Annotated in this window: 20 protein-coding genes; 8 read left to right on the top strand and 12 right to left on the bottom strand. The window is 64.8% G+C overall.

What is annotated here, in order from left to right:
• The first annotated feature begins 72 nt into the window (after positions 1-72).
• From ACFE8X_RS15600 to ACFE8X_RS15590, 3 genes are read left to right on the top strand one after another with little or no spacing between them, the layout of a single operon-like run.
• Positions 73-975 carry a polyprenyl synthetase family protein gene (locus tag ACFE8X_RS15600; RefSeq protein ID WP_375452419.1) on the top strand — a complete coding sequence of 301 codons (903 nt, stop codon included), beginning with the start codon at positions 73-75 and terminating at the stop codon, positions 973-975.
• A gap of 1 nt (position 976) precedes the next feature.
• Positions 977-1,609, top strand: coding sequence for an MOSC domain-containing protein (locus ACFE8X_RS15595; protein WP_375452418.1), 633 nt, complete (start codon positions 977-979; stop codon positions 1,607-1,609).
• A gap of 8 nt (positions 1,610-1,617) precedes the next feature.
• The gene (locus ACFE8X_RS15590) at positions 1,618-2,091 is read left to right on the top strand and encodes a YbaK/EbsC family protein (RefSeq protein WP_375452417.1); all 474 of its coding nucleotides are present in this window, start codon (positions 1,618-1,620) and stop codon (positions 2,089-2,091) included.
• On the opposite strand, the gene ACFE8X_RS15585 is transcribed toward ACFE8X_RS15590, so the two are convergent.
• Together ACFE8X_RS15585 and ispG are read right to left on the bottom strand one after the other, a co-directional pair.
• On the bottom strand, positions 2,088-2,285 hold the full coding sequence (locus ACFE8X_RS15585; protein ID WP_375452416.1) for a type II toxin-antitoxin system RelE/ParE family toxin: 198 nt from the start codon (positions 2,283-2,285) through the stop codon (positions 2,088-2,090). The genes ACFE8X_RS15590 and ACFE8X_RS15585 overlap by 4 nt on opposite strands.
• 358 nt (positions 2,286-2,643) lie before the next feature.
• A complete protein-coding gene (gene ispG, locus ACFE8X_RS15580; protein WP_375452415.1) occupies positions 2,644-3,882 on the bottom strand; it encodes a flavodoxin-dependent (E)-4-hydroxy-3-methylbut-2-enyl-diphosphate synthase in 1,239 nt (412 codons plus the stop codon).
• 139 nt (positions 3,883-4,021) lie between these two features.
• Here ispG and ACFE8X_RS15575 point away from each other — a divergent pair, with 139 nt between their 5' ends.
• Positions 4,022-4,369 (top strand): YkvA family protein, encoded by a 348-nt coding sequence (locus ACFE8X_RS15575; RefSeq protein ID WP_375452414.1) that lies wholly within the window; start codon positions 4,022-4,024, stop codon positions 4,367-4,369.
• A 141-nt stretch (positions 4,370-4,510) separates the two neighbouring features.
• On the opposite strand, the gene pyc is transcribed toward ACFE8X_RS15575, so the two are convergent.
• From pyc to ACFE8X_RS15555, 4 genes are all read right to left on the bottom strand, one after another.
• On the bottom strand, positions 4,511-7,951 hold the full coding sequence (pyc, locus tag ACFE8X_RS15570; RefSeq protein ID WP_375452413.1) for a pyruvate carboxylase: 3,441 nt from the start codon (positions 7,949-7,951) through the stop codon (positions 4,511-4,513).
• 103 nt (positions 7,952-8,054) lie between these two features.
• The gene (locus ACFE8X_RS15565; protein WP_375452412.1) at positions 8,055-8,471 is read right to left on the bottom strand and encodes a TIGR01244 family sulfur transferase; all 417 of its coding nucleotides are present in this window, start codon (positions 8,469-8,471) and stop codon (positions 8,055-8,057) included.
• 118 nt (positions 8,472-8,589) lie between these two features.
• The gene (locus ACFE8X_RS15560; protein WP_375452411.1) at positions 8,590-10,113 is read right to left on the bottom strand and encodes a putative bifunctional diguanylate cyclase/phosphodiesterase; all 1,524 of its coding nucleotides are present in this window, start codon (positions 10,111-10,113) and stop codon (positions 8,590-8,592) included.
• Between the two features lie 211 nt (positions 10,114-10,324).
• Positions 10,325-11,338 carry a glycine betaine ABC transporter substrate-binding protein gene (locus tag ACFE8X_RS15555; protein WP_375452410.1) on the bottom strand — a complete coding sequence of 338 codons (1,014 nt, stop codon included), beginning with the start codon at positions 11,336-11,338 and terminating at the stop codon, positions 10,325-10,327.
• A gap of 227 nt (positions 11,339-11,565) precedes the next feature.
• Here ACFE8X_RS15555 and ACFE8X_RS15550 point away from each other — a divergent pair, with 227 nt between their 5' ends.
• From ACFE8X_RS15550 to ACFE8X_RS15535, 4 genes are all read left to right on the top strand, one after another.
• The gene (locus ACFE8X_RS15550; RefSeq protein ID WP_375452409.1) at positions 11,566-12,768 is read left to right on the top strand and encodes an ABC transporter substrate-binding protein; all 1,203 of its coding nucleotides are present in this window, start codon (positions 11,566-11,568) and stop codon (positions 12,766-12,768) included.
• A 66-nt stretch (positions 12,769-12,834) separates the two neighbouring features.
• Positions 12,835-13,440, top strand: coding sequence for a class I SAM-dependent methyltransferase (locus ACFE8X_RS15545; RefSeq protein ID WP_375452408.1), 606 nt, complete (start codon positions 12,835-12,837; stop codon positions 13,438-13,440).
• Between the two features lie 84 nt (positions 13,441-13,524).
• On the top strand, positions 13,525-14,466 hold the full coding sequence (locus ACFE8X_RS15540; protein ID WP_375452407.1) for an oxidoreductase: 942 nt from the start codon (positions 13,525-13,527) through the stop codon (positions 14,464-14,466).
• A 63-nt stretch (positions 14,467-14,529) separates the two neighbouring features.
• The gene (locus ACFE8X_RS15535; RefSeq protein WP_375452406.1) at positions 14,530-15,174 is read left to right on the top strand and encodes a TetR family transcriptional regulator; all 645 of its coding nucleotides are present in this window, start codon (positions 14,530-14,532) and stop codon (positions 15,172-15,174) included.
• A 99-nt stretch (positions 15,175-15,273) separates the two neighbouring features.
• Here the strand turns inward: ACFE8X_RS15535 and ACFE8X_RS15530 are convergent, their stop codons facing one another.
• The 6 genes from ACFE8X_RS15530 to ACFE8X_RS15505 form a co-directional block, all read right to left on the bottom strand.
• A complete protein-coding gene (locus tag ACFE8X_RS15530; protein WP_375452405.1) occupies positions 15,274-16,563 on the bottom strand; it encodes a branched-chain amino acid ABC transporter permease in 1,290 nt (429 codons plus the stop codon).
• Positions 16,560-17,564: a branched-chain amino acid ABC transporter permease gene (locus ACFE8X_RS15525; protein ID WP_375452404.1), complete on the bottom strand. Its 1,005-nt coding sequence runs from the start codon at positions 17,562-17,564 to the stop codon at positions 16,560-16,562. Before ACFE8X_RS15525 ends, ACFE8X_RS15530 begins: the two co-directional genes overlap by 4 nt.
• Positions 17,565-17,751: 187 nt before the next feature.
• Positions 17,752-18,456, bottom strand: coding sequence for an ABC transporter ATP-binding protein (locus ACFE8X_RS15520; protein ID WP_375452403.1), 705 nt, complete (start codon positions 18,454-18,456; stop codon positions 17,752-17,754).
• Positions 18,456-19,238 carry an ABC transporter ATP-binding protein gene (locus ACFE8X_RS15515; RefSeq protein ID WP_375452402.1) on the bottom strand — a complete coding sequence of 261 codons (783 nt, stop codon included), beginning with the start codon at positions 19,236-19,238 and terminating at the stop codon, positions 18,456-18,458. Before ACFE8X_RS15515 ends, ACFE8X_RS15520 begins: the two co-directional genes overlap by 1 nt.
• Before the next feature lie 105 nt (positions 19,239-19,343).
• Positions 19,344-19,706, bottom strand: coding sequence for a methylglyoxal synthase (locus ACFE8X_RS15510; RefSeq protein ID WP_375452401.1), 363 nt, complete (start codon positions 19,704-19,706; stop codon positions 19,344-19,346).
• Between the two features lie 93 nt (positions 19,707-19,799).
• Positions 19,800-21,842 carry a methyl-accepting chemotaxis protein gene (locus ACFE8X_RS15505; RefSeq protein ID WP_375452400.1) on the bottom strand — a complete coding sequence of 681 codons (2,043 nt, stop codon included), beginning with the start codon at positions 21,840-21,842 and terminating at the stop codon, positions 19,800-19,802.
• Positions 21,843-21,938 lie beyond the last annotated feature (96 nt).

Genomic DNA, 21,938 nt, shown 5'->3' with positions numbered 1-21,938 from the left:
CCACGCCGTCTGCCCGTTCCTAACCCCTTCCTCCTCTTGCCGCCACAATCCTGAACCGCTAGCAACATCGCCATGCATGATTTTGCCGCCGACATCGCCAACTGTGCCGCCGAGGTCGAAACCGGGTTGGAAAATGTCCTGACCGCCGAGCAGCTGTCCGCTCCCGGTCCGGCCGCCGAGCGGCTGGTCGCCGCGATGCGCCATGGCAGCCTTAAGGGCGGCAAGCGGCTGCGCCCGCTGCTGGTGCGTCAGGCCGCCGCCATTTTTGGCGTTCCCGCCGCGCGATCCCTAGTGGCCGGGCTCGCGGTGGAAAGCGTGCATTGCTATTCGCTGATCCACGACGATCTCCCGGCCATGGACGATGACGATCTGCGCCGCGGCCGTCCGACGGTGCACAAGGCCTATGACGAGGCCACCGCCATCCTTGCCGGCGATGGGCTGCTGACCCATGCCTTTGGCCTTTTGGCCAGCCCCGATTGCCATCCCGACCCGGCCATTCGCATTGCGCTGGTGACCGAACTGGTGGCTGGCAGCGGCGCCGGCGGCATGGCTGGCGGGCAGATGCGCGACATCGAAGGCGAGCGCGGCGGATTTTCGGGCGACGATATCGCCATCATGCAGTCCATGAAGACCGGCGCTTTGATCCGCGCCAGCGTGCGCATCGGTGCCATCCTGGGCAATGCCGACGCGCGGGCCCTGTCGGCCCTGACCGCCTATGCCGAAGCCGCCGGCCGCGCCTTCCAACTGGCCGACGACCTGCTCGACGTTACCGCTACCGCAGCCGCGATGGGCAAGGCCACCGGCAAGGACGCGGCGCATGGCAAGCAGACCCTGGTCGCCCGCATCGGCGTCGACGAGGCGCGCCAGCACCTGCTGGCCATCGTCAACGACGCGCTTTCGGCGCTGCGCACCTTTGGCCCCAAGGCCGATGGCCTGCGCGCCACCGCCCGCTACTTCGCCAGCCGGGAGCACTGACATGGCCAGCCTCTTGAGCGTCAATATCGGGGAAGCCCGGCACATTGCCGGCTTAAAGTCGCTGACCGGCATCGTCAAGGCGCCGGTTCCGACCGCTCGGATCGACCGGCTCGGCCTTGCCGGCGACGCCATCTGCGACCGCAAGCATCATGGCGGTGCCGAGCAGGCCGTCTATCTCTATTTCCAGTCCGACTATGATTGGTGGGCAGACGAGCTCGGTCACGCCATCGCGCCCGGCACCTTCGGGGAAAACCTCACCATCGATGGAGTGGACGGCACCACCGTCGCCATCGGCGATCGCTTCTCCCTCGGCCCGGTCCTGCTCGAAGTCACCTGGCACCGCACCCCCTGCATGACCTTTGCCGCCCGCATGGGCGATCCGGGCTGGGTCCGGCGCTTCCATCGCGCCGGCCGCCCCGGCGCCTATTGCCGCGTGCTGGCAGGCGGGGCCGTCCAAACCGGCATGCCACTCGACTATCACCCCTTTGGCGGGGAGCGGATCACGGTGCGCGAACTGATGGCACTCGATGGCGCGCGCAAGATCGACCCCGCTTTCCTGCGCCGCGCCCTGGCCACGCCCATCCGCGAACAGACGCGCTTCAACTACGAAACCCGCCTTGCCGACCTGTTCTGAGAGCCACCATGAGCCGCCAATCCGTCCAAGCCGACCTTGCCGCCCGTGCGCCCGACCTCGACGTGCTGATCACCGAGACCTCGACCGCCACCGTGCAGCTGGCCGCCGACGCGCATGGCGTGGCGCCCGGCCAGATCGCCAAGACCCTTTGCATCCGCGTCGGCGGCCAGGACCTCCTGCTGGTCACCCGCGGCGACGCCCGCCTCGACAACCAGAGATCCAAAGCTGCCTTTGGCGGCCGCCCTCGCATGCTGGACGCCGAGGACGTGCTGCGCCTCACCAGCCACCAGGTTGGCGGCGTCTGCCCCTTCGGCCTGCCCGCGCCATTGCCGATCTATCTGGACGTGTCCCTCAAGACCTACGACGAGGTCATCCCCGCCGGCGGCGACACGCACACCTCGGTGAAGCTGAGCGTGGAGCGGTTGGCGGAATTGTGCGGGGGCAAATGGGTGGATGCGTGTCAGGGGCCGGCCGAGCCCTAACTGGGATTGGATCTAGGATCCTGGGCCGCGTGTCGAACGCCGACAACGGTGATGAATTCGGCGTCGATCTGATAAAAGATCACATACGGAAACGGCGGCACGACCAACCGACGCAATTGTCCGCTGGTGGTGCGCTGTCCCATGGCGGGAAAATCAGCGAGCAAGTTCAATACGGACTTGAGACGGCTCTGCACGTGCAGCTCACCTCGCGGCGAGCGCTCCCCCGATGTAGGTCAGAAGGCCGTCGTGTCACGCTCTGCTTGCCTGGGTGTAACGAAGCTTCACAGGCCGTGCTTGGACCAGATGGCGGCGATTTCCTTCTCGCTCGCGAACGTCCCGCAGACGCTTGCGCCAAGGACTGCGCTAGGCTTACCGCTTCATCGGCAGAGAGCGCATAGGCTGGCGCATCGACACCGGAAAGCTGCAACAGGACGCGGGCCAGATCGTCCTGGGCTGGAGCCGGCAAATTGCGGGCATGACGAACGGCTTGTTCGAAGAGCTTGGTCATGCCGGCAATATAGCCTGCCTTCTCGGCAAGACAAGATCGTGGCGCTATTCCGCCGCTTCACGCCCTGCTCCGAACTTGCGTTCGATATAATCCGCCACCATCACCTTAAACTGATCCGCCACATCGGCGCCGCGCAAGGTGGCGACTTTCTGGCCGTCGACGAACACCGGCGCGGCTGGTGTCTCCCCCGTGCCGGGCAGGGAAATGCCGATATTGGCCTGCTTGCTCTCGCCCGGCCCGTTCACGATGCAGCCCATCACCGCCACCGACAGCGTCTCGACGCCGGGATAGCGCTCCTTCCACTCCGGCATGGAGGCGCTGAGATGATCCTGGATATCCTTGGCCAGGCTCTGGAACGTCGTCGAGGTGGTGCGCCCGCAACCCGGGCACGCCGCCACCACGGGGAGGAACTGGCGGAACCCCATGGTCTGCAGCAATTCCTGCGCCACCTTGACCTCGGTGGTGCGGTCGCCGCCCGGCTCGGGCGTCAGCGAAATGCGGATGGTGTCGCCGATCCCCTGCTGCAACAGGATGCCCATGGCCGCCGACGAGGCCACCACGCCCTTGGTGCCCATGCCCGCCTCGGTGAGGCCCAGGTGCAGCGCATAATCGCAGCGCGCCGCCAGGTCCTGGTAAACCGCGATCAGGTGCTGCACGTCGCTCACCTTGGTCGAAAGGATGATCTTGTCGCGGCCCATGCCCAGCGCTTCGGCCCGCTGGGCACTCAGCAGCGCCGACTGGATGATCGCCTCGCGCTGCACCGCCGCCGCCGTCATCGGCTGCGCCGAAACTGCATTCTGGTCCATCAACAGGGTCAGCAATTCCTCGTCGAGCGAGCCCCAATTGACCCCGATGCGCACCGGCTTGTCGTATTTGAGCGCGATCTCGATCAGCGTCGAAAACTGCGTGTCGCGCTTGGCCTTGAAGCCCACATTGCCCGGATTGATCCGGTACTTCGCCAGCGCCTCGGCGCAGGCCGGATGGTCGGTGAGCAGCTTGTGCCCGATATAGTGGAAATCGCCGACCAGCGGCACGTCATAGCCCATGAAGGCCAGCCGGTCGCGGATGATCGGCACGGCGGCCGCCGACTCGTCGCGATCCACCGTGATCCGCACGATCTCCGAGCCGGCCCGCGCCAGTTGCATGACCTGCTTGACCGTCGCGTCGATATCGGCGGTATCGGTATTGGTCATCGATTGCACGACCACGGGCGCGCCGCCGCCGACCATGACGCCGCCGACATTCACTCCCACCGATCGCCTGCGCTCTGCCGGGCCTGCCATGACTCTACCTCTTGCTTGGCAAAGATGTAATCGCAAGCGCCTGACGGTGCAATGACAGCTGTGCCGGGGCCTGCCGGGCCATCGCCAGTTTTCTGCGCCAGGGTCTTGAACCATTTCGGCCATGGGCCATTTATTGGGCATGAAAAACCCATTCTCGCCTTTGGCACTGCTTGGCCGTTTCACCATCGGCCGGTTCTTCCTGTTTCGCAAGGAATTGCTCGTCCTGTGGCGGGCGTTCCGCCATCCCGCAACGCCGCTGCACCTGAAGGCCGCAATGCTGCTGGTGCCACTGTACCTGATCAGCCCGATCGACCTCATCCCCGACGTGATCCCGTTCCTGGGCGTGCTCGACGACTTCGTGGTCGTACCCATGCTGATGAGCCTGCTCGTCAAGCTGCTGCCGCTCGAAGTCACCGGCGTCAAGGCCCGCGCCCGCGCCGGCGAGCGCAACGACCACACCATCGACGGCCGCGCCCGCCGACTTTAGGCTGTATCTAGCAACCCCCACTTAGCCTCCCCCTGTTAGGGGGAGGAACTGGTTCGTGTTTCTACCAGCATTTCGCTACTACCGCGACGCGGTTCCTCCCCCTTTCAGGGGGAGGTTAGGTGGGGGTTTGGTCCGCCCTGCCTACTCGAACCGCACCAACAAGTCCTTCGCGTCGATCTGGTCGCCCGGCTTGACCAGCACTTCGGCGATCACGCCATCGGCCTCGGCATGGATGGCCGTTTCCATCTTCATCGCTTCGATCGAGCACAAGACGTCGCCCGCCGTCACCGACTGACCCGGCTTGACCGCCAGCGACGAAATCACCCCCGGCATCGGCGCGCCAACCTGCTTGGCGTCGCCAATGGCCGCCTTGGCGCGCAGCTTGACATCGCCGACCTTGAGCCGATCGGGCACCAGGATGGTGCGCGGCTGGCCATTGAGATCGAAAAACACCCGCACTTCGCCCTTTTCATTGGTCGGCGCGCGGCCGAGATATTGCAGGACCAGCGTCTTGCCCTTCTCGATATCGACGAACAGTTCCTGTCCTTCGCTGAGGCCATAGAAATAGACCGGCGTCGGCAGCACCTCGGTGGGGCCGTAGCGATCCTGCGTCTTTTCGAAGTCCGAGTAGACCTTGGGATACATCAGGTGCGAGGCGAGGCGATAGTCGTCGACATCGTGACCAATCTCTTCGGCGACCTTGGTGCGCTCCGCCTCGAGATCGACATCCTCGAGATACGAGCCCGGCCGCTCGGTGATCGGCTCGCGCCCCTTGAGCACCTTTTTTTGCAGCGCTTCGGGAAACCCGCCCGGTGGCTGGCCCAGATCGCCGGCAAAGAACCCCACCACCGAGTCGGGAAACGCGATATCGCGGTTCGGGTCCTCGACATCGGCCCGTTTGAGCCCCGCCGACACCATGGCCAGCGCCATGTCCCCCACCACCTTGGAGCTGGGCGTCACCTTGACGATATCGCCGAACATCTGGTTGACGTCGGCATAGGTCTGCGCCACCTCGTGCCAGCGCGTTTCCAGGCCCAGCGAGCGCGCCTGCTCCTTGAGATTGGTGAATTGCCCGCCCGGCATTTCATGGAGATACACTTCCGAGGCGCCGCTGCGCAGATCGCTCTCGAAGGCCCGATATTGCGTGCGCACCGCCTCCCAATAAAACGAGATTTGCCGGATCGCCTTGGCGTCGAGCCCCGGATCGCGCTCGCCATCGGTCAGCGCCGCCACCAGCGATCCCAGTGTCGGCTGGCTGGTCGTGCCCGATAACGCGTCCATCGCCGCGTCCACTGCGTCGACCCCCGCATCCACCGCCGCCAGCACCGTCGCCCCGGCAACGCCCGATGTATCATGCGTATGCAGATGGATCGGCAGGTCGATTTCGCTCTTGAGCGTCTCGATCAGCTTTTTCGCCGCCGCCGGCCGCAGCAGCCCCGCCATGTCCTTGAGCCCGAGCACATGGCTGCCGGCCGCCTCAAGCTCCTTGGCCAGGCCCACATAATATTTGAGGTCATACTTGGCCCGGTTGGGGTCGAGCAGATCACCGGTATAGCAGATCACCCCTTCAGCGACCTTGTTGGCCTCCAGCACCGCGTCGATCGAGACGCGCATGTTCTCCACCCAATTGAGGCAATCGAAGACGCGGAACACGTCCACGCCGCCTCTGGCCGCCTGCGCCACGAAAAACTTGACCACATTGTCGGGATAATTGGTGTAGCCGACGCCATTGGAGCCGCGCAGCAACATCTGCGTCAGGATATTGGGCGCCCCGTCGCGCACCTTGGCCAGCCGCTCCCAGGGGTCTTCGTTAAGAAAACGCATCGCCACGTCGAACGTCGCCCCGCCCCAGCATTCCAGGCTGAACAGGTTCGGCAGCCCGCGCGAATAGGCCCGCGCGATGCGGGTAATGTCGTAGGAGCGCATCCGTGTGGCCAGGAGGCTCTGATGCGCGTCGCGCATCGTCGTATCGGTGAACAGCACCCGCTTTTGCGCCTTCATCCAGCGGGCCAGGCCCTTGGGGCCCTCGCGTTCGAGGATTTGCCGGCTGCCATCATTGACGCTGAGCGGCTCGAACACCGGCACCACTGGCGGCGCGGCGTCCGCCGGCGGCATCGGCCGGTCGCGCACCTCGGGATGCCCGTTGACCGTCACATCGGCGATATAGCTGAGCAGCTTGGTCGCCCGATCCTTGCGCGGCTTGAAGTTGAACAATTCCGGCGTCGTGTCGATGAACCGCGTCGTATAGCGATTGCCCAGGAAATCGGGGTGAGTGATGATATTTTCGAGAAACGCCAGATTGGTCGATACGCCGCGAATGCGGAATTCGCGCAAGGCACGGTGCATGCGCGCGATCGCCTCCTCGGCCGTGGGCGCCCAGCAGGTGACCTTTTCCAGCAGCGGATCATAGAACCGCGTGATCACCGCCCCGGCATAGGCCGTGCCGCCATCGAGCCGCACCCCGAACCCGGTGGCGCCACGATAGGCGGTGATGCGGCCATAATCGGGAATGAAGTTCTGTTCGGGATCCTCGGTGGTCACCCGGCACTGGATCGCATTGCCGTTGAGATGGATATCCTCTTGCAGCGGCACGCCCGACTCGGGCGTGCCGATCACCGCTCCATCCAGCAGATGAATCTGCGCCTTGACGATATCGATGCCGGTCACTTCTTCGGTGACGGTATGCTCCACCTGGATGCGCGGATTGACCTCGATGAAGTAGAATTTGTCGGTATCGGCATCCATCAGGAATTCCACCGTGCCGGCGCCCCGATAGCGGGCCGCATTGCCCAGCCGCACCGCCGCGTCGGTCAACTCCTTGCGCACGGCTTCGCTCAGATACGGCGCCGGCGCCCGTTCCACGACCTTCTGGTTGCGCCTTTGCACCGAGCAGTCGCGCTCGAACAGATGCACCAGGTTGCCGTGATCGTCCCCGATCAGTTGGACCTCGACATGGCGGGCTCGCTCGACCAGCTTTTCGAGATACATCTCGTCCTTGCCGAACGCCGCCTTGGCCTCGCGCTTGCCTTCGCTGACCTCGGCCAGCAGCGCGCCTTCGTCCATGATGCGGCGCATGCCGCGCCCGCCCCCGCCCCAGCTTGCCTTGAGCATCAGCGGGTAGCCGATGCCGGCCGCCAGCTGCTTGATCGCCTCGGAATCGTCCGGCAGCGCATCGGTTGCCGGCACCACCGGCACATTGCTGGCCATGGCCATGTTGCGCGCCGCAACCTTGTTGCCCAGGTCGCGCATGGTCTGCGCGCGCGGCCCGATGAAGACGAGGCCGGCATCCTCGCAGGCATCAACGAATTCGGGGCTTTCCGACAACAGCCCATAGCCCGGATGGATCGCATCGGCGCCCGAAATGCGCGCAATGCGGATATATTCCTCGATCTGCAGGTAAGCCTCGACCGGCCCCTTGCCCACCCCGATCAGATAGGCCTCGTCGGCCTTGAACCGGTGCAGCGCCAGCTTGTCCTCTTCGGCGAAGGCCGCGACGGTCTTGAGCCCCAGCTCATTGGCAGCGCGAAACACGCGAATGGCGATTTCGGAGCGGTTGGCGACCAGGATTTTCTTGATGGGCATCGATGCGTGTCCGAGCAGGAGGGGTGCTGGGGGCTTTAAGAGCCCGGCTCAAATCAGGTGCAGCGGTCGGCGGCACGTGCCTGTCCAACCGTCGCCTCGCGAACTATTTCTGGCTGAGATGGCCCGCGAGATGGCTCATGTCGTAGCCGGCCGCCGCCGCCGCCGAAATGATCTCGCCGGCATCGGCCTGCCCCGCCTGGGACAAGGCCCACAGCGTGGTCGAGCGCGTACCCGAGCGGCAGAACGCGAAAACCGGGCCTGTGCTCCCCTCGAGCGCAGCCTTGGTCTTCTCCACCATGTCGGGAGACACCCCATCGCGACCCAATGGGATCGCATGGTATTGCAGGCCTTGCGCCTTGGCCGCGGCCTCGATCTCGGCCCCCGCCGGCTGGTCCGGCGTTTCGTCGTCGGGACGATTGTTGATGATGGTGGTAAACCCGGCGGCCTTGAGCGAAGCGACGTCCTCGGGCAGGATCTGCCCCGATACGGTGATGCGATCGTTGATCCGCTTCAAATCCAATTCACTGCTCCCGCGTGCCACCACAAAGGCTTGCCCACCCCTTTATATCCACCGGGCGGGCGCCGAAGCAACCGTGACGATCGCCAGACCGGCCGGCGGGCGCGTCGGAATCAAAACGCTAGGCCGCAACCGCCGTTTTGGTCCGCGCCAGCTTGCCCAGCGGCAGCGGTCGCCCCAGCAGGAACCCCTGCAACCCCGTGCAGCCGGCCTGCTGCAGCATGGCCAATTGCTCGCCCGTCTCGATCCCTTCGGCGATGACCTCCACCGGCAGCGAACGGGCGATGTCGCAGATGGCCGATACGATCATCGAATCGATCCGGCTGCGCACCATGTTGCTGACATAGGTGCGGTCGATCTTGATGATGTCGAAGGCAAAGCCGCGCAGATATTGCAGGCTCGCATGCCCAGCCCCGAAATCGTCGATGGCGATGCGCACACCCGTCTGGCGCAGGGCATCGAGATGTTCCTGCTCCTGCCCCTTGCCGCTCATCGGCACCGTCTCGGTGACCTCCACGATCAGCCGGTGCGGATCGGTACCGGTCTCGGCCAGGATGGCGGCAAAGCGGCGCGCGAATTCGGGGCGCCGCAACTGCGCCGGCGACACATTGACCGCGACCGGCACTCCCAGCTCCGGCAAGTCCAGGCACGCCCGCCGCAACACCCACTCGCCCAGCTTGTCGATCAGTTCGCTCTGCTCGGCGATGGCGATGAAGGCGCCCGGCGCGATCGTGCCGCGCACCTTGTGCTGCCAGCGCACCAGCGCCTCATAGGACCTGACCGTGCGGCCATCGGCGATGAACACCGGCTGGTAGTGCAACTCCAGCTCGTCCAGCAACAGGGCGGCGCGCAGTTCGCGCTCGACGAACCGCCGATGCCGCTCGTCGCCCAGCATGTCGGCATCGAACGCCACCACGCTGTGCCGGCCGGCCCGCTTGCCCTTGTACAGCGCCAGGTCGGCCTTGGAGATCAGATCGCCCGCTTCGCTGGCATCGGCCGGCGCCAGGGCAATGCCGATGGTTGCCGACAGCGCCACCGGCCGTCCTCCGATCAGCACCGGCCGGTCCAGTTCGCGCAGCAATTGCTCGCCCAGCCGGCGCAGTGCCGGCTTGTTGTCATGAGCCGGAATGGCGATGCCGAATTCATCCCCGCCCAGCCGCCCAACGATGGCGGTCGGCACCAGCGCGGTAATGGTCCTGACCAGATGGGTCAATGCCGCGTCGCCCGCGCTGTGTCCATGGCTGTCGTTGAGCACCTTGAGATTGTCCATGTCGAGCTGCATATAGCCCATAGCTTCGAGCGAGCCGTGATAGACATGGCTGCGCATCTGCGCGATGAAATAGGATCGGCTGAAGGCCCCCGTCAGCGCATCCCGGTTGACCGAGGCCAGCACCGCCCGATTGGCATGCTCGGCGGTGTCGATGCTGGCGGCCAGGCTCCCATAGCCGAGCCGCAGACCGACAAGCATGCTGGCCATGATCGCGATGATCAGGACGAACCAGAGCGAGACCCGTTCGCCCGCCAGCATCTCCGACGCCAGCCCGGCCAGGCACAGCCCGATAACCCCCAATATGGCCAGTGCCGCCACCAGCGAAAACCGGCGGTAGCCATCAAGAATCTTGAACAAGGTGGGAATTTTACGCATCGAGCCACCGAAACACACAAAGGCGCGCGGCCTTCATCCCGACTATGGCGGCCAAGCGTGAACATGACCTAAACGCCGGAAAATAAATACGATCTGTCAGGGAGTTAAGCGTTGATTGCGCAAAGGATCGCAAAGCTTATCGGGGCCCTGTGACGGTTTGATATCGGCAGAGCGGCCGTTGCCGTTAGGCTTAACCGGGCATTACCCACGGCTAAGGCACAGTGGCACCCACCCAGACCTTCCATACGTCCGCCCGGTCGCGAACGAACCGGTCCGCCACGCTTTCCACACTGGCACCCGGCGCGTTGAGCTGGGCCAGCAGCGCGTTCATGTCGCTGAGCGGCAGGGAGCTGCGCCCGAAATAGGCGGCAATGATCGGGCTGTCGGCATAAACCTGCTCCGCCAGCGCCACGACGACGCTTTCGGGGGCAAACGAGGACGGCACCGGATCGGCACACGCCACCCGCGCCAGGCATTGCAGCGCCTGCGCGTCATAGGCGCCCAGATCGACAGCGGCAAACGCCAGTTGCGCCAGCACCGCATTGGGCTGCCAGTAGTAAAACACGAACGGCTCCTGCCGGCTGACCGCTTCGGCGATCAGCGTGTCCATCTCGAAGCGATTGGCCGGCTCGACGATATTGACCAGATCGGTCAATCCCAGCGCCGCGATCAGATTGCGGTTGATCAGCGAACACCCCCAATCCACGGGGCAGGAGATGAAACGGATTTTGGCGCCGCCCGCCAGTATCGGCAACACCGCCTGCAGCGCCGCCGCCGCGCTCAGTTCGGGATGCGCTGCGGCCAGGTAATCGGGCACGAACCAGCCCTCGAACACGCTCTGGGCATAGCTGGGCGCGGCGGGCCGCACCATCTGCGCCTTGATCGCGGGGTTCCACACATCGGCGATCCGCCCGATCCACAATTCGGGCGCCACCGCCGGCTGCCCCGTCGTGCCCATCGAGGAGCCGGTGGCGGCCATGTCGCCGGGCACCACCTGCGTTTGGCACCCGAACTGGCTTGCCAGCACGCGCGCATGGATTTCGGCCAGCAGCGCCGCCGACGGCCAGCTCATGCGCGCGATCCCGATGGGCTGCGTGCCGCAGACCGGCGCCGGCGCCGCCGGTACGGCATCCTGCGCCCCGTCCAGTACCGTAACCTGCGCCAGAACCGGTTGCGCCATGCCCACCAATGCCAGCACGACGATCACCAAAATCCGGCCGGTCACACGACGCCTCCCCTGCGCAAAGCCGCCCATTCTATGCAAAAACCGGCCGCGTTAAGCAACAGCGACGAGGTCGCGCCGGCCGGCTCAATTGCCAGTGACTTCCACCGGCCAAATATGCAACAGTTCCGCCAGCGGAGCGCAGCGCGCGCTCCGGCATATCGTTGTTGCGTTCAGAACACAGGACCGCCAAGGCCGCTCGACGCAGCAACCCATAACGAGGGACATCAATGCTCAATCTGAAATCTATCCTGACGCTGGCCGTCGCCGCCACGACGCTATCGATCGCCGCCCCGGCATTGGCCGAGGACGTCAAGCTCGGCATTCTGGCCGATCTGACCGGCCCGATCGAAAGCCTCGCACCCCCGATCGTGGCCGGCGCGCAGCTGGCCTTCGATGAAGTCAATGCCCAAGGCGGCATCCTGGGCGGCGGCAAGATCGTGCCCGTGGTCGGCGACAGCGCCTGCGACGCGACGGCCGCCAGCGCCGCCGCCGACAAGCTGGTCAATACCGACCAGGTCACCGGCATCATGGGCGCCTTCTGCACCGGGGCCACCATCGGCGGCGCCAATTCGGCGGCCATTCCCGGCGGCGTCGTGATGATCTCGCCCGCCGCCAGCGCCCCGGCGCTGACCACCCTTGCCGACAACGACCTGGTCTATCGCACCACCCCGGCCGACTCGCTGCAGGGCGTCAAGATGGCCGACCTGCTCCTGGCGCGTGGCGTCAAGGATGTCGCCATCACCTATGTCAACAATGACTACGGCAAGGGCCTGGCCGACGTCTTCGCCGCCACTTTCACCGCCGGCGGCGGCACCGTCGCCGCCAATGTCGCGCACGAGGACGGCAAGTCGGACTATCGCGCCGAACTGGGCAACCTGGTCGCCTCGCAGAACCTGGTGATCCTGGCCTATGCCTCGGGCTCGGGCCAGACCGTGCTGCGCCAGGCCGTCGAATCTGGCAATTTCACTGCCTATATCGGCGGTGACGGCATGGTGGGCGACGACCTGCTGAGCGGCATCGATGCCGCCTCTGTCGAAGGCCTTATCGCCACCCGCGCCGGCGCCTATGCCGGAGCGTCCGCCGATACCTATGCAAAGCTCGCCACCGATGCCGGCCAGGACCCCACCGCAACCTACGCGCCCCAGGCCTATGACGCCGCCTTCCTCCTGGCTCTTGCCGTCGAAAAGAACGGCTCGGCCTCGCGCGACGGTCTTTCGGCGGCCCTGCGGGACGTCGCCTCGGCTCCGGGCGAAAAGGTGCTGCCCGGCGAATGGACCAAGGCTGCCGAGCTGATCAAGGCCGGCACCGACATCGACTATGAAGGCGCCGGCGGCCCGCTGGACTTCGACACCGCCGGCGACGTGCCCGGCACCATCGTCTATCTGCAAGTCGAAGGCGGCAAGTTCGTCGAGAAGGGCGCGATCGAGTAACGCGATCCAGCTCATCAGGACCACCAAGGCCCGGGAGCGATCCCGGGCCTTTTCATTGGAGCCATCATGGTCGATGACGAGACCCTGCGTTTTTACGCCGACAACGCCCAAACCTATGCCGGCCGCCAACGCCGGCTCGACCAGCACCAGCTCAACCGTTTCCTCGGCGCCCTGCCCGCAGGCGGCGCGGTGCTCGAATTGGGCACCGGCGGCGGCCAGGACGCCGCTTACATGATCTCGCGCGGCTTTTCGGTCACGCCCAGCGACGCTTCGCCCCAATTGGCAGCAGCGGCCCAGGCCCTGCTCGGCCAGCCCGTTCTGCTCATGGCATTCAACGAACTTGAGTCTGTTGCCGCCTATGACGGCATCTGGGCCAGTGCAGCGCTATTGCATGCGCCGGCGACCGAACTGACCGATGATATTGCTCGCATCCACCGCGCTTTGCGCCCCGGCGGCCGGCTTGCCGCCAGCTTCAAGGCCGGCCATGGCGAAGGCCGCGACGGCTTCGGCCGCTACTATAATTATCCCAGCGCGCAAGCCCTACTTGCCCACTTCCGCGCCGCAGCCGATTGGGCAAGGCTGGAGCTAACCGAAGTGGATGGCGGCGGCTATGATGGGTTGCCGACGCACTGGCTTTGGGTTCATGCGGCCAGATCGGCGGCGCGATCTTGAAACCGCAATGCAAACCGCTATTTACAGACCGTCGGTCACTTAGCTAATCTGCGGACCGAAACGCCATCAGCAAGGATGCCTGTCATGACGTCTTTCACCATCGCCGACATTCCCGACCAGACCGGACGCACCGCCATCGTCACCGGCGCCACCGGCGGGCTCGGCTACGAAACCGCGCGCCTGCTGGCACAAGCCGGTGCCCAGGTAATCCTGGCCGGACGTAACCCTGAAAAAGGCGCCGATGCCCTGCGCCGCATTCGCGCTGCCCATGCGGCGGCCAACATTGCTTTTGAAGCTTTGGACCTGGGCAATCTCGCCTCCATCGCGGCCTTCGGCACGCGGATGACCGGGCAATTCAAGCGCCTCGACCTCTTGATCAACAATGCCGGCGTGATGACCCCGCCCACCCGCAAGACCACCTCGGATGGCTTCGAACTGCAGTTCGGCACCAATCACCTGGGCCACTTTGCCTTGACCGGCCATCTGCTGCCGCTGCTCGTTCAGGCCCATGGTGCGCGCGTGGTGACCGTGTCCAGCATCGCTGCCCGCAACGGCAAGATCGATTTCGACGACCTGCAGGCCCAGCGCCATTACCGCCCCTGGCCCGCCTACGGCCAGTCCAAGCTCGCCAATCTGCTGTTTGCCCGCGAATTGCAGCGCCGCAGCGATGCCAATGGCTGGAAACTGCTGAGCACCGCGGCCCATCCCGGTTTTGCCCGCACCGACCTCATCGCCAACGGTCCGGGTAAGATCACCGGCATTGCGGGCATCATGACCAGCCTGCTCATGCGCGTCGCCTCCAATGACGCCAGCGCCGGCGCTCTGCCGACGATCCGCGCCGCCGTCGCTCCCGACGTCCGGCCGCTCGACTATTATGGACCCGACGGCTTCATGGCTCTCAAAGGCGCACCGGTTCGCGCCAAGGTCCCCGACCTTGCCAATGACGACGCACTGGCGCGCCGTCTCTGGGAGGTTTCCGAGCAGTTGACCGGCCTGCATTACGCCGCCGGTCCCGTCGCCGCTTGACAGTTCTGGCGAACGCCGACACCTCTGCTGCCTCAGAGCCTGGCTCTCAGCGGAGACTTCGCCGTGAGCGTCTTCCAACGCGCCCGCCAACCCGAACAAAAGACCGTCCGCCGCGAAACCCTGATCGCGGCGGCCACGGCGCTGTTTGATGAGCAGGGCCCCGCCGGTGCGGGTCTCAATGCCATCGCCGCGCGGGCGGGCTTCACCAAGTCCAACATCTACCGCTATTTTGAAAGCCGCGAAGAGGTGCTGCTGGCCCTGCTGCTGCGCGAACAGGCAGCCTTTGTCGCGGCCCTGCTGGAGCGGCTCGACGGGCTGACGCCAGGCTTTGTCGGCGCCGTCTCGGCCACGATCTCGACGGAATTTCTCGCCCGCCCGCGCTATTGCAAGCTGCTCAGCATGCTCTCGAGCGTGCTGGAACAAAACATCTCCGAGGACGCCATCGCCCTCCACAAGCGCGCCATTCTCGCCCAGTTCGAGCTACTTCCCCCGGCACTGGTCCGCGCCCTGCCCAAATTATCACTGGCCGATGCACAATGGGTCTTCCACACCATCGCCATTTTTGTGGTCGGCCTATGGCCCGCCGCCTTCCCGTCGCCCGCCACCGCCCGCGTGCTGGAACGCGCCGAATTTGCCGGCACTCGGCCGGTTCCAGAGCGGGACCTGCCCCGGGCCATTTTGGCACTGCTGCGCGGCATGGGCGCCTAGAACCGAAGCATTGGGGCTAAATGGTCACCCCCTCCCTCCTCCCCCATCAAGGGGGAGGAGGGAGGGGGTGCGCCACGCACGACATTTGGAGATATTGCCCTATCCCTCGCGTCTCACCACCTCCGGGATCAGCCCCTTGGGCGCGAACCGTAGCGCCACCGTAATCACCGCACCCAGCACGAAAATGCGCATCTGCGAGGCACGCGACTGGATATCGGGGATTTCGCCCCAGCCGATCTGGCCCGACCAGTGGCTGATGGCGTTGAACAGCAATTGCGCCAGCGGATCAGAAATGATCCACACCAGCCAGATCAGCACCGCTCCGAACACCGCGCCCCAATTGTTACCCGCACCGCCCACGATCACCATGACCCAGATCAGGAAAGTATGGTTGATCGGCTGGTAGCCCGACGGGTCCGAAATCTGCACGAAGCTGACCAGGATCGCCCCGCCGATCCCCATCATCACCGAGCCGAAAACGAAGATTTCCAGCTGCCGCGCCGTCACGTTCTTGCCCATCGAGGCGGCCGAGACATGATTGTCGCGAATGGCCCGCATCATGCGCCCCCAGGGGCCCGCATAGGCGCGCGAAATCAGCACCATCGCCACCGCGAAAAACACCAGCACCAATGCGAGAAACCCGCCCCGCGCCAGCAGCAGCGCGCCCTGTCCGTCCAGGCCGCCCGCCTGGTAGGCCTGCGGCAGCGGCGTCGGCCAGGGGATCGGCGACACGGTCAGCGTGCCGCGCGTCAGCCAATCCATGTTCTTGATCAGCGCCCGGATGATTTCGGAAATCCCGATCGTGGCGATCGCCAGGTAATCGGTACGCAGCCCGAGACAGATCTTGCCCACGATATAGGCCACGCCCGCCGCCAGCACCCCCCCGAAGATCCAGCCCAGCACCGGATGCGCACCCAGGCCACCAACCCACTTGCCGCCCGGATCGGACTCGATATAGGCCGCTGCCGGATCGATCTGGCTGCGATAGACGCAATAGCCCACGAACCAGGCCAGGGCGATCAACCCCATTTTCCAGCGTCCGGTGACGCCCACGCGATGGCTCTGCTGCGCGCCCACCACCAGCAGCGCCGCCGCCCCGAATGCGATCAGCGCCCGTCCCAGCATCCAGGGCCCGTCCGAACCCCAGAACTGCGGATTGACCGGATAGGAGATGAAGGTCACCGCCATGCCGCCCAGCATCATGAAGCCCATGATGCCGAAATTGAACAGCCCGCCATAGCCCCACTGGATATTGAGCCCCATGGCGATCAGCGCATAGGCTGCCGCCTCCACCAGCCGGCTGGAGGTAAACGGCACGCCCAGGAACCAGCCGATCAGCAGGATCAGCACGAACAGGCCGCCAAACAGGCTTAGGGAACGCGTGATCACGACGAAGCTCCCTTGAAGATCCCCGTCGGCCGCACCAGAAGCGTGACCACCAGGATGACGAAGGCGACGGTCAGCTTGTATTCGGTGGGCACCAGCGTCAGCGTTGCCGGCAATTGCAGCCATTCGGGCAGCGCCGCATTCAGCGGCCGCAGCACCAGACCCCAATTGAACACGGCGATGGTTTCGGCAAAGCCGATCAGCAGCCCCCCCGCGACGGCGCCATAGGCCTGCCCCAGCCCGCCCACGATGGCCGCCGCAAAGATCGGCAGGATGATGTTGAACGCCAGATCGGGCTTCAGCGTTACGTCCAGCGCCAGCATGGTGCCGGCCATGCAGGCCAGCGCCCCCGCAATCACCCAGGTCACCCGCACCACCAGCGCCGTATTGATGCCCGATACCTGCGCCAGGTCGGCATTGTCGGCCATGGCGCGCATGGCCTTGCCCAATCGTGAGCGCGTCAAAAACAGATGCAGCGCCACCACCGCGACGACAGTCACCACCACCATCAGCACCTGCGGCTCGGTGAACACCAGCGGACGGGTCGAGCCCAAGGCGGTCATGTCGATGCGAAACACGTCCTTGGTTTCGGTCTCGAAAAACGAATAGCTGCCCGAGCCGAAAAACAGCCGGATCAAACCCTGGATCATCAGCGTCACCCCGATCGAGGCGATCAGCAGGGTCACCGGCTTGGCCCCGCGCTTGCGCAACGGCGCATAAAAGCCCTTGTCGATGCCCAACGCTAACACGGCCCCCAGCACCATGGCGATCGGTAGCACCACAAAGCCGGTGGGAATCGGCGTAACGATCCCCCAAGCCGCGCACAGCGTCGCCAGCAAAAACGCGATGAACGCCCCGCCGGTCATCAGCTCGGAATGGGCAAAGTGGGCAAAGCGCAAAATGCCGAACACCAGCGTGATGCCGATGGCGCCCAAGGCATAGATCGAGCCCAGCACGGCGCCGGCGATCACCACCTGGTTGATGAAGAAGATCAGTTCGGTCATGCATCAACTCGCAAATGCCGTGCCTGCGTCACAGGCCCCCTCATCCGCCCTTCGGGCACCTTCGCCCACGAGGGGAGAAGGGAATAGAGCCGAAAACTTTTAGTCGACCCCTTCTCCCCTCGTGGGAGAAGGTGGCGCGCAGCGCCGGATGAGGGGGCGCTTTGGTTTGCGCAAGTGCGTTCCATCCTCACCCTCCCAAAAAGCTTTTGGCGACTTCGGGGTCGGCGATCAGTTCGGCGCCGGTGCCGGTGAACCGGTTCTGTCCGCCCGCGAGCACGAAGCCGCGCGAGGCGACGGCCAGCGCCTGGCGCGCATTCTGCTCCACCATCAGGATGCCGACGCCTTCCTGGTTGACGCGCACGATGGTCTCGAAAATCTCGATCACATAGCGCGGCGACAAGCCCGCCGACGGCTCGTCCAGCATCAGCAGTTTCGGCTTGCTCATCAGCGCCCGGCCCATCGCCACCATCTGGCGCTGCCCGCCCGACAGTTCGCCCGCCGGCTGGCGCCGCTTTTCCGCCAGCACCGGAAACATTTCATAGACCCATTCCATGGTCTCGGAAAAATCGTCCCGGCGGGTAAACGCCCCCATTTCCAGGTTTTCTTCCACGCTCATCGAGGTAAAGACGTTCTTTTCCTGCGGCACGAAGCTGAGCCCCTTGGGCACCAGCCGGTCGGGCAGGGAATTGGCGATGTTCTCGCCGCCGAACGCGATCGTTCCACCGGTGACCTTGAGCAGCCCGAAAATCGCCTTGAGCGTCGTCGACTTGCCGGCCCCGTTCGGCCCCACGATCACCCCGATATCGGACTGCTCGATGGCCATGTCCACGCCGTTGAGGATCGGCGCGCCGCCATAGCCGCCCACCACATGCTTAAGCTCGATCAATGCCATTACGCGGCCTCGACGGGCGAGCCGAAATAGGCCTCGACGATCGCCGCATTGGCGCGAATTTCGCTCATCGGACCCTCGGCGATCTTTTCGCCCTGCGCCATCACGATCACCGGATCGCACAACCGCCCGATCAGGTCCATGTCGTGTTCGATGACGAAGAACGTATAGCCGAGCTCCCTGTTCATGCGCTCGATATTGGCCGCCAGGTCCTGCAGCAAGGTCTTGTTGACGCCCGCCGCCACCTCGTCGAGCAGCACCACCTTGGCGTCCACCATCATGGTACGCCCCAATTCCAGCAGCTTCTTCTGCCCGCCCGACAGATTGCCGGCGAGCTCGTTGCGCACATGACCCAGCTTGAGGAAATCGATTACGTCCAGCGCCTTTTTGCGCACGGCGGTCTCGCGCGACTTGACCAGGCCCGGCCGGAACCAGGCATTGGCCAGATACTCGCCCTCCTGGTCGCCCGGCACCATCATCAGGTTTTCCAGCGCCGTCATATTGGAGAATTCATGGGCGATCTGGAAAGTTCGCAACATGCCGGTGCGAAACAACTGGTGCGGCTTGAGCCCGGTCACATCTTCGCCATCAAAGATCACCTGCCCCGAATCGGGCACGATATTGCCGGCGACCATGTTGAACAGCGTGGATTTGCCCGCGCCATTGGGCCCGATCAGCCCGGTGATCGAGCCGCGCCGGACCGCCAGCGAGCAATCGTTGACGGCGGTCAGCCCGCCAAAGCGTTTGGAGACGTTGCGAACGTCGATGACTGCGTCGGAGGACACCAAATTCCGTCCCGGTTCCTGAATGCCAATTGGCCCTGCTTTGCCGCGGGCCATTGGCGCGCATCTGCACACAACCGGGGCTGAGGGTCAACCTTGACCAAACGGTCAAACCACAGCCAGAACCGCATCCGCCGTGGGTTTGTTGAAGGCGCATAGCACATCGTAGAGCGTCGCCAGCCGCGTCAACGCTTTGACGTCGACATCGTGCGGCTGCGCCGAGAGCGGATCGATGAAGAAGATGAGGACGTCCAGCCGTCCCTCGGCGATCATCGCCCCCAATTGCTGGTCCCCGCCCAGGGGCCCGCTTTTGAGCAGGCTCACCGCCAGCCCCGTCGCCGCCATCACCCGGCCGCCCGTGGTGCCGGTGCCCCACAGTTCGTGCTGGCTCAAGTGCTGGTGATTGGCCTCTGCCCAGGCCACCATCTCGTCCTTCTTGTCATCATGGGCGACCAGGCCAATGCGCGCCATCTGGGGTGCTCCGGTGTTTGGGAGGTTGAACCATGGGGCGGGAGTGGGTGCAAGATAGCCCTGGGGCCAAGCGTCCCCACCCTGAACTGCGAACTAGAACTCGGACCAATCCTTGTCGATCGCCGCATTGCCATGGGTTGCATAGACCTTGGCGGTGGCGCGCAGCCGCTCCTGCAGGCCACGCACGCCACGCCCGGCGGGCAACACCGGCTCGACCGCTGCGCGCACCGGCGCCTCCACATCCCTGATGACGAACACATCCACGATCCGATCGAGCTCGCTTGCCTGCGCTTCGGTCTGCTCGATCGCCGCATTGGTTTGTTCCACCAGGGCCGCATTGTGCTGGGTCATCTCGTCCATGGTGCGCACGGCCGTATTGACCTCTTCGATGGCCGAGGCCTGCTCGCGGCTTTCGCGCGCGATCGATTCCAGCAGCCCGTTATTGCCGCGCACCGCCTCCAGCATGGCCTTGAGCTTGCCTGATGCGTCGCCGACGAGGCGCGAGCCGGATTTGACTTCATTGGCCGATTGCTCGATCAGAACCTTGACGTCCGCCGAAGCGCTGGCCGCCGATTGCGCCAGCCGCCGCACTTCCACCGCGACCACGGCAAAGCCCTTGCCCGCATCGCCGGCCCGCGCCGCTTCCACCGAAGCATTGAGCGCCAAAAGGTTCGTCTGGAAGGCGATATCGTCGATCATGCCGATGATGTTGGAAATCTTGGCCGAGCTCTGGGTGATCCGCTCCATGGCCGCGGTTGCCGCGTCCATCACCTGGCCGCCCTCCTCGGCGGTCCGGGTCACGGCCCCCGCATTGGCGCTGGCATCGCGCGCCCGATCGGCATTCTGCAGCACCGTGGCGGCCAGTTGCTCCATTGTTGCCGAGGTTTCCTCGATCGTTGCCGCCTGCTTGGTGGTGCGCTCGCTCAGGTCATTGGCGCCCGACAGGATTTCCCCGGTCGCGGTCTTGAGCGTGCGCGATGTCCCGCGCAACTGGCTCACCACCTCGGTCAGCTTGTCGGCCACCGCATTGGTGTCGTCCTTGAGCGTGGCGAAGGCGCCTTCGTAAGTCTCCTGCATGCGCAGCGTCAGATCGGTCTGGGCCATGGCCCCCAGCACCTTACCGATTTCGCTGACGCCGCGATGAAAGGTAGCGACCAGATTGTTGACGCTGGCGGCCAGGCCATTGAGTTCGGGATCGGGGAATTCCACATCCACCCTCCGAGTGAAATCGCCGGCGACCGCCGCGTCCACCACCTGCCCAAAGGCGTTCTGCAGGTCGCCCATCATCGCCTGCCGGCTGGCCTGATCGGCAATAATCCGCGCGGCTTCCGCTTCGGTCATCTGGCTGATCCGCAAGCCGTTCTCGCGGAACACCTCGACTGCGCGCACCATGTCGCCGATTTCGTCCTGGCGGTCCTGTCCCTTGAGCTCGATATCAAACTGGTCGTGCGACAGCGCCACCATATTGGCATTGAGCCGGGCGATCGGCTTGCTGATGCTGCGTGAGATCAGCACCCCGATCGCCAGCAGCAGCAGCGTCACCCCCAGCGCGATCGCCCCGCTGATCAGCGCTGCCTGCATGAAGATTGCGTCCACCTGCGTGGTCAGCACGCCCGAGGCAATGGTCCAGCGCCACGGCGTGAAGGCCTGCGCATAGCTCAGCTTGTCGAACTCGCCGCCCTTGGGGTCCTTGAACAGATAGGTCACGAAGGTGGAGCCATTGGCGATGGCGTTGCCGATCATTTCCTTGATGTAGAGCTTGCCGCGGCTATCGGCTTCGATGGCGCGATTGCTGCCCTGCTTTTCCGGCTTGGTCGGGTGCATCACGTTGATCATGTCGAAGCTGTCGACAAACACGTATTCCTGCCCCTGGTAGCGAAATCCGCGCAGCGATTCCAGCGCCAGGCGCTGCGCCTCGGCATCGCTGAATTCGCCGGCCTGCCCGCGATCATAGTAGTTCTGGGCAATGCTGGTCGCCGCCTGCACCACGCTTTGCAGTTCCGTGCGTTTGAACGTGTCCAGGTTTTCGCGCAGCGTATAAAGCTGGTAGGCCAGCACGCCCGCAAAACCGACGGCAAAGATGAAGATCAGCGTATACAACCGACGCGCGATGCTGCCGATAAAAAGCCTGGACAAAGGACGGCTCCGGATAAAACGTTAAGGGACATGCCGGCGCCCCGAGGGGTATCCGGGCGCTGCTGAATGCCTGTCCGACCGTCCAATCGAGCACGC

Origin of the sequence: uncultured Devosia sp., from assembly GCF_964244875.1 — a bacterium.
Taxonomy (GTDB): Bacteria; Pseudomonadota; Alphaproteobacteria; order Rhizobiales; family Devosiaceae; genus Devosia.
This window is presented reverse-complemented; position numbering and strand designations above follow the sequence as displayed.

Bases quoted from the DNA above. Each gene is read 5' to 3' on its own strand.
- ACFE8X_RS15600 (WP_375452419.1), top strand. From the start codon at position 73: ATGCATGATTTTGCCGCCGACATCGCCAACTGTGCCGCCGAGGTCGAA.
- ACFE8X_RS15595 (WP_375452418.1), top strand. From the start codon at position 977: ATGGCCAGCCTCTTGAGCGTCAATATCGGGGAAGCCCGGCACATTGCC.
- ACFE8X_RS15590 (WP_375452417.1), top strand. From the start codon at position 1,618: ATGAGCCGCCAATCCGTCCAAGCCGACCTTGCCGCCCGTGCGCCCGAC.
- ispG (WP_375452415.1), bottom strand. From the start codon at position 3,882: ATGGCAGGCCCGGCAGAGCGCAGGCGATCGGTGGGAGTGAATGTCGGC.
- ACFE8X_RS15575 (WP_375452414.1), top strand. From the start codon at position 4,022: ATGAAAAACCCATTCTCGCCTTTGGCACTGCTTGGCCGTTTCACCATC.
- pyc (WP_375452413.1), bottom strand. From the start codon at position 7,951: ATGCCCATCAAGAAAATCCTGGTCGCCAACCGCTCCGAAATCGCCATT.
- ACFE8X_RS15560 (WP_375452411.1), bottom strand. From the start codon at position 10,113: ATGCGTAAAATTCCCACCTTGTTCAAGATTCTTGATGGCTACCGCCGG.
- ACFE8X_RS15550 (WP_375452409.1), top strand. From the start codon at position 11,566: ATGCTCAATCTGAAATCTATCCTGACGCTGGCCGTCGCCGCCACGACG.
- ACFE8X_RS15545 (WP_375452408.1), top strand. From the start codon at position 12,835: ATGGTCGATGACGAGACCCTGCGTTTTTACGCCGACAACGCCCAAACC.
- ACFE8X_RS15540 (WP_375452407.1), top strand. From the start codon at position 13,525: ATGACGTCTTTCACCATCGCCGACATTCCCGACCAGACCGGACGCACC.
- ACFE8X_RS15525 (WP_375452404.1), bottom strand. From the start codon at position 17,564: ATGACCGAACTGATCTTCTTCATCAACCAGGTGGTGATCGCCGGCGCC.
- ACFE8X_RS15520 (WP_375452403.1), bottom strand. From the start codon at position 18,456: ATGGCATTGATCGAGCTTAAGCATGTGGTGGGCGGCTATGGCGGCGCG.
- ACFE8X_RS15510 (WP_375452401.1), bottom strand. From the start codon at position 19,706: ATGGCGCGCATTGGCCTGGTCGCCCATGATGACAAGAAGGACGAGATG.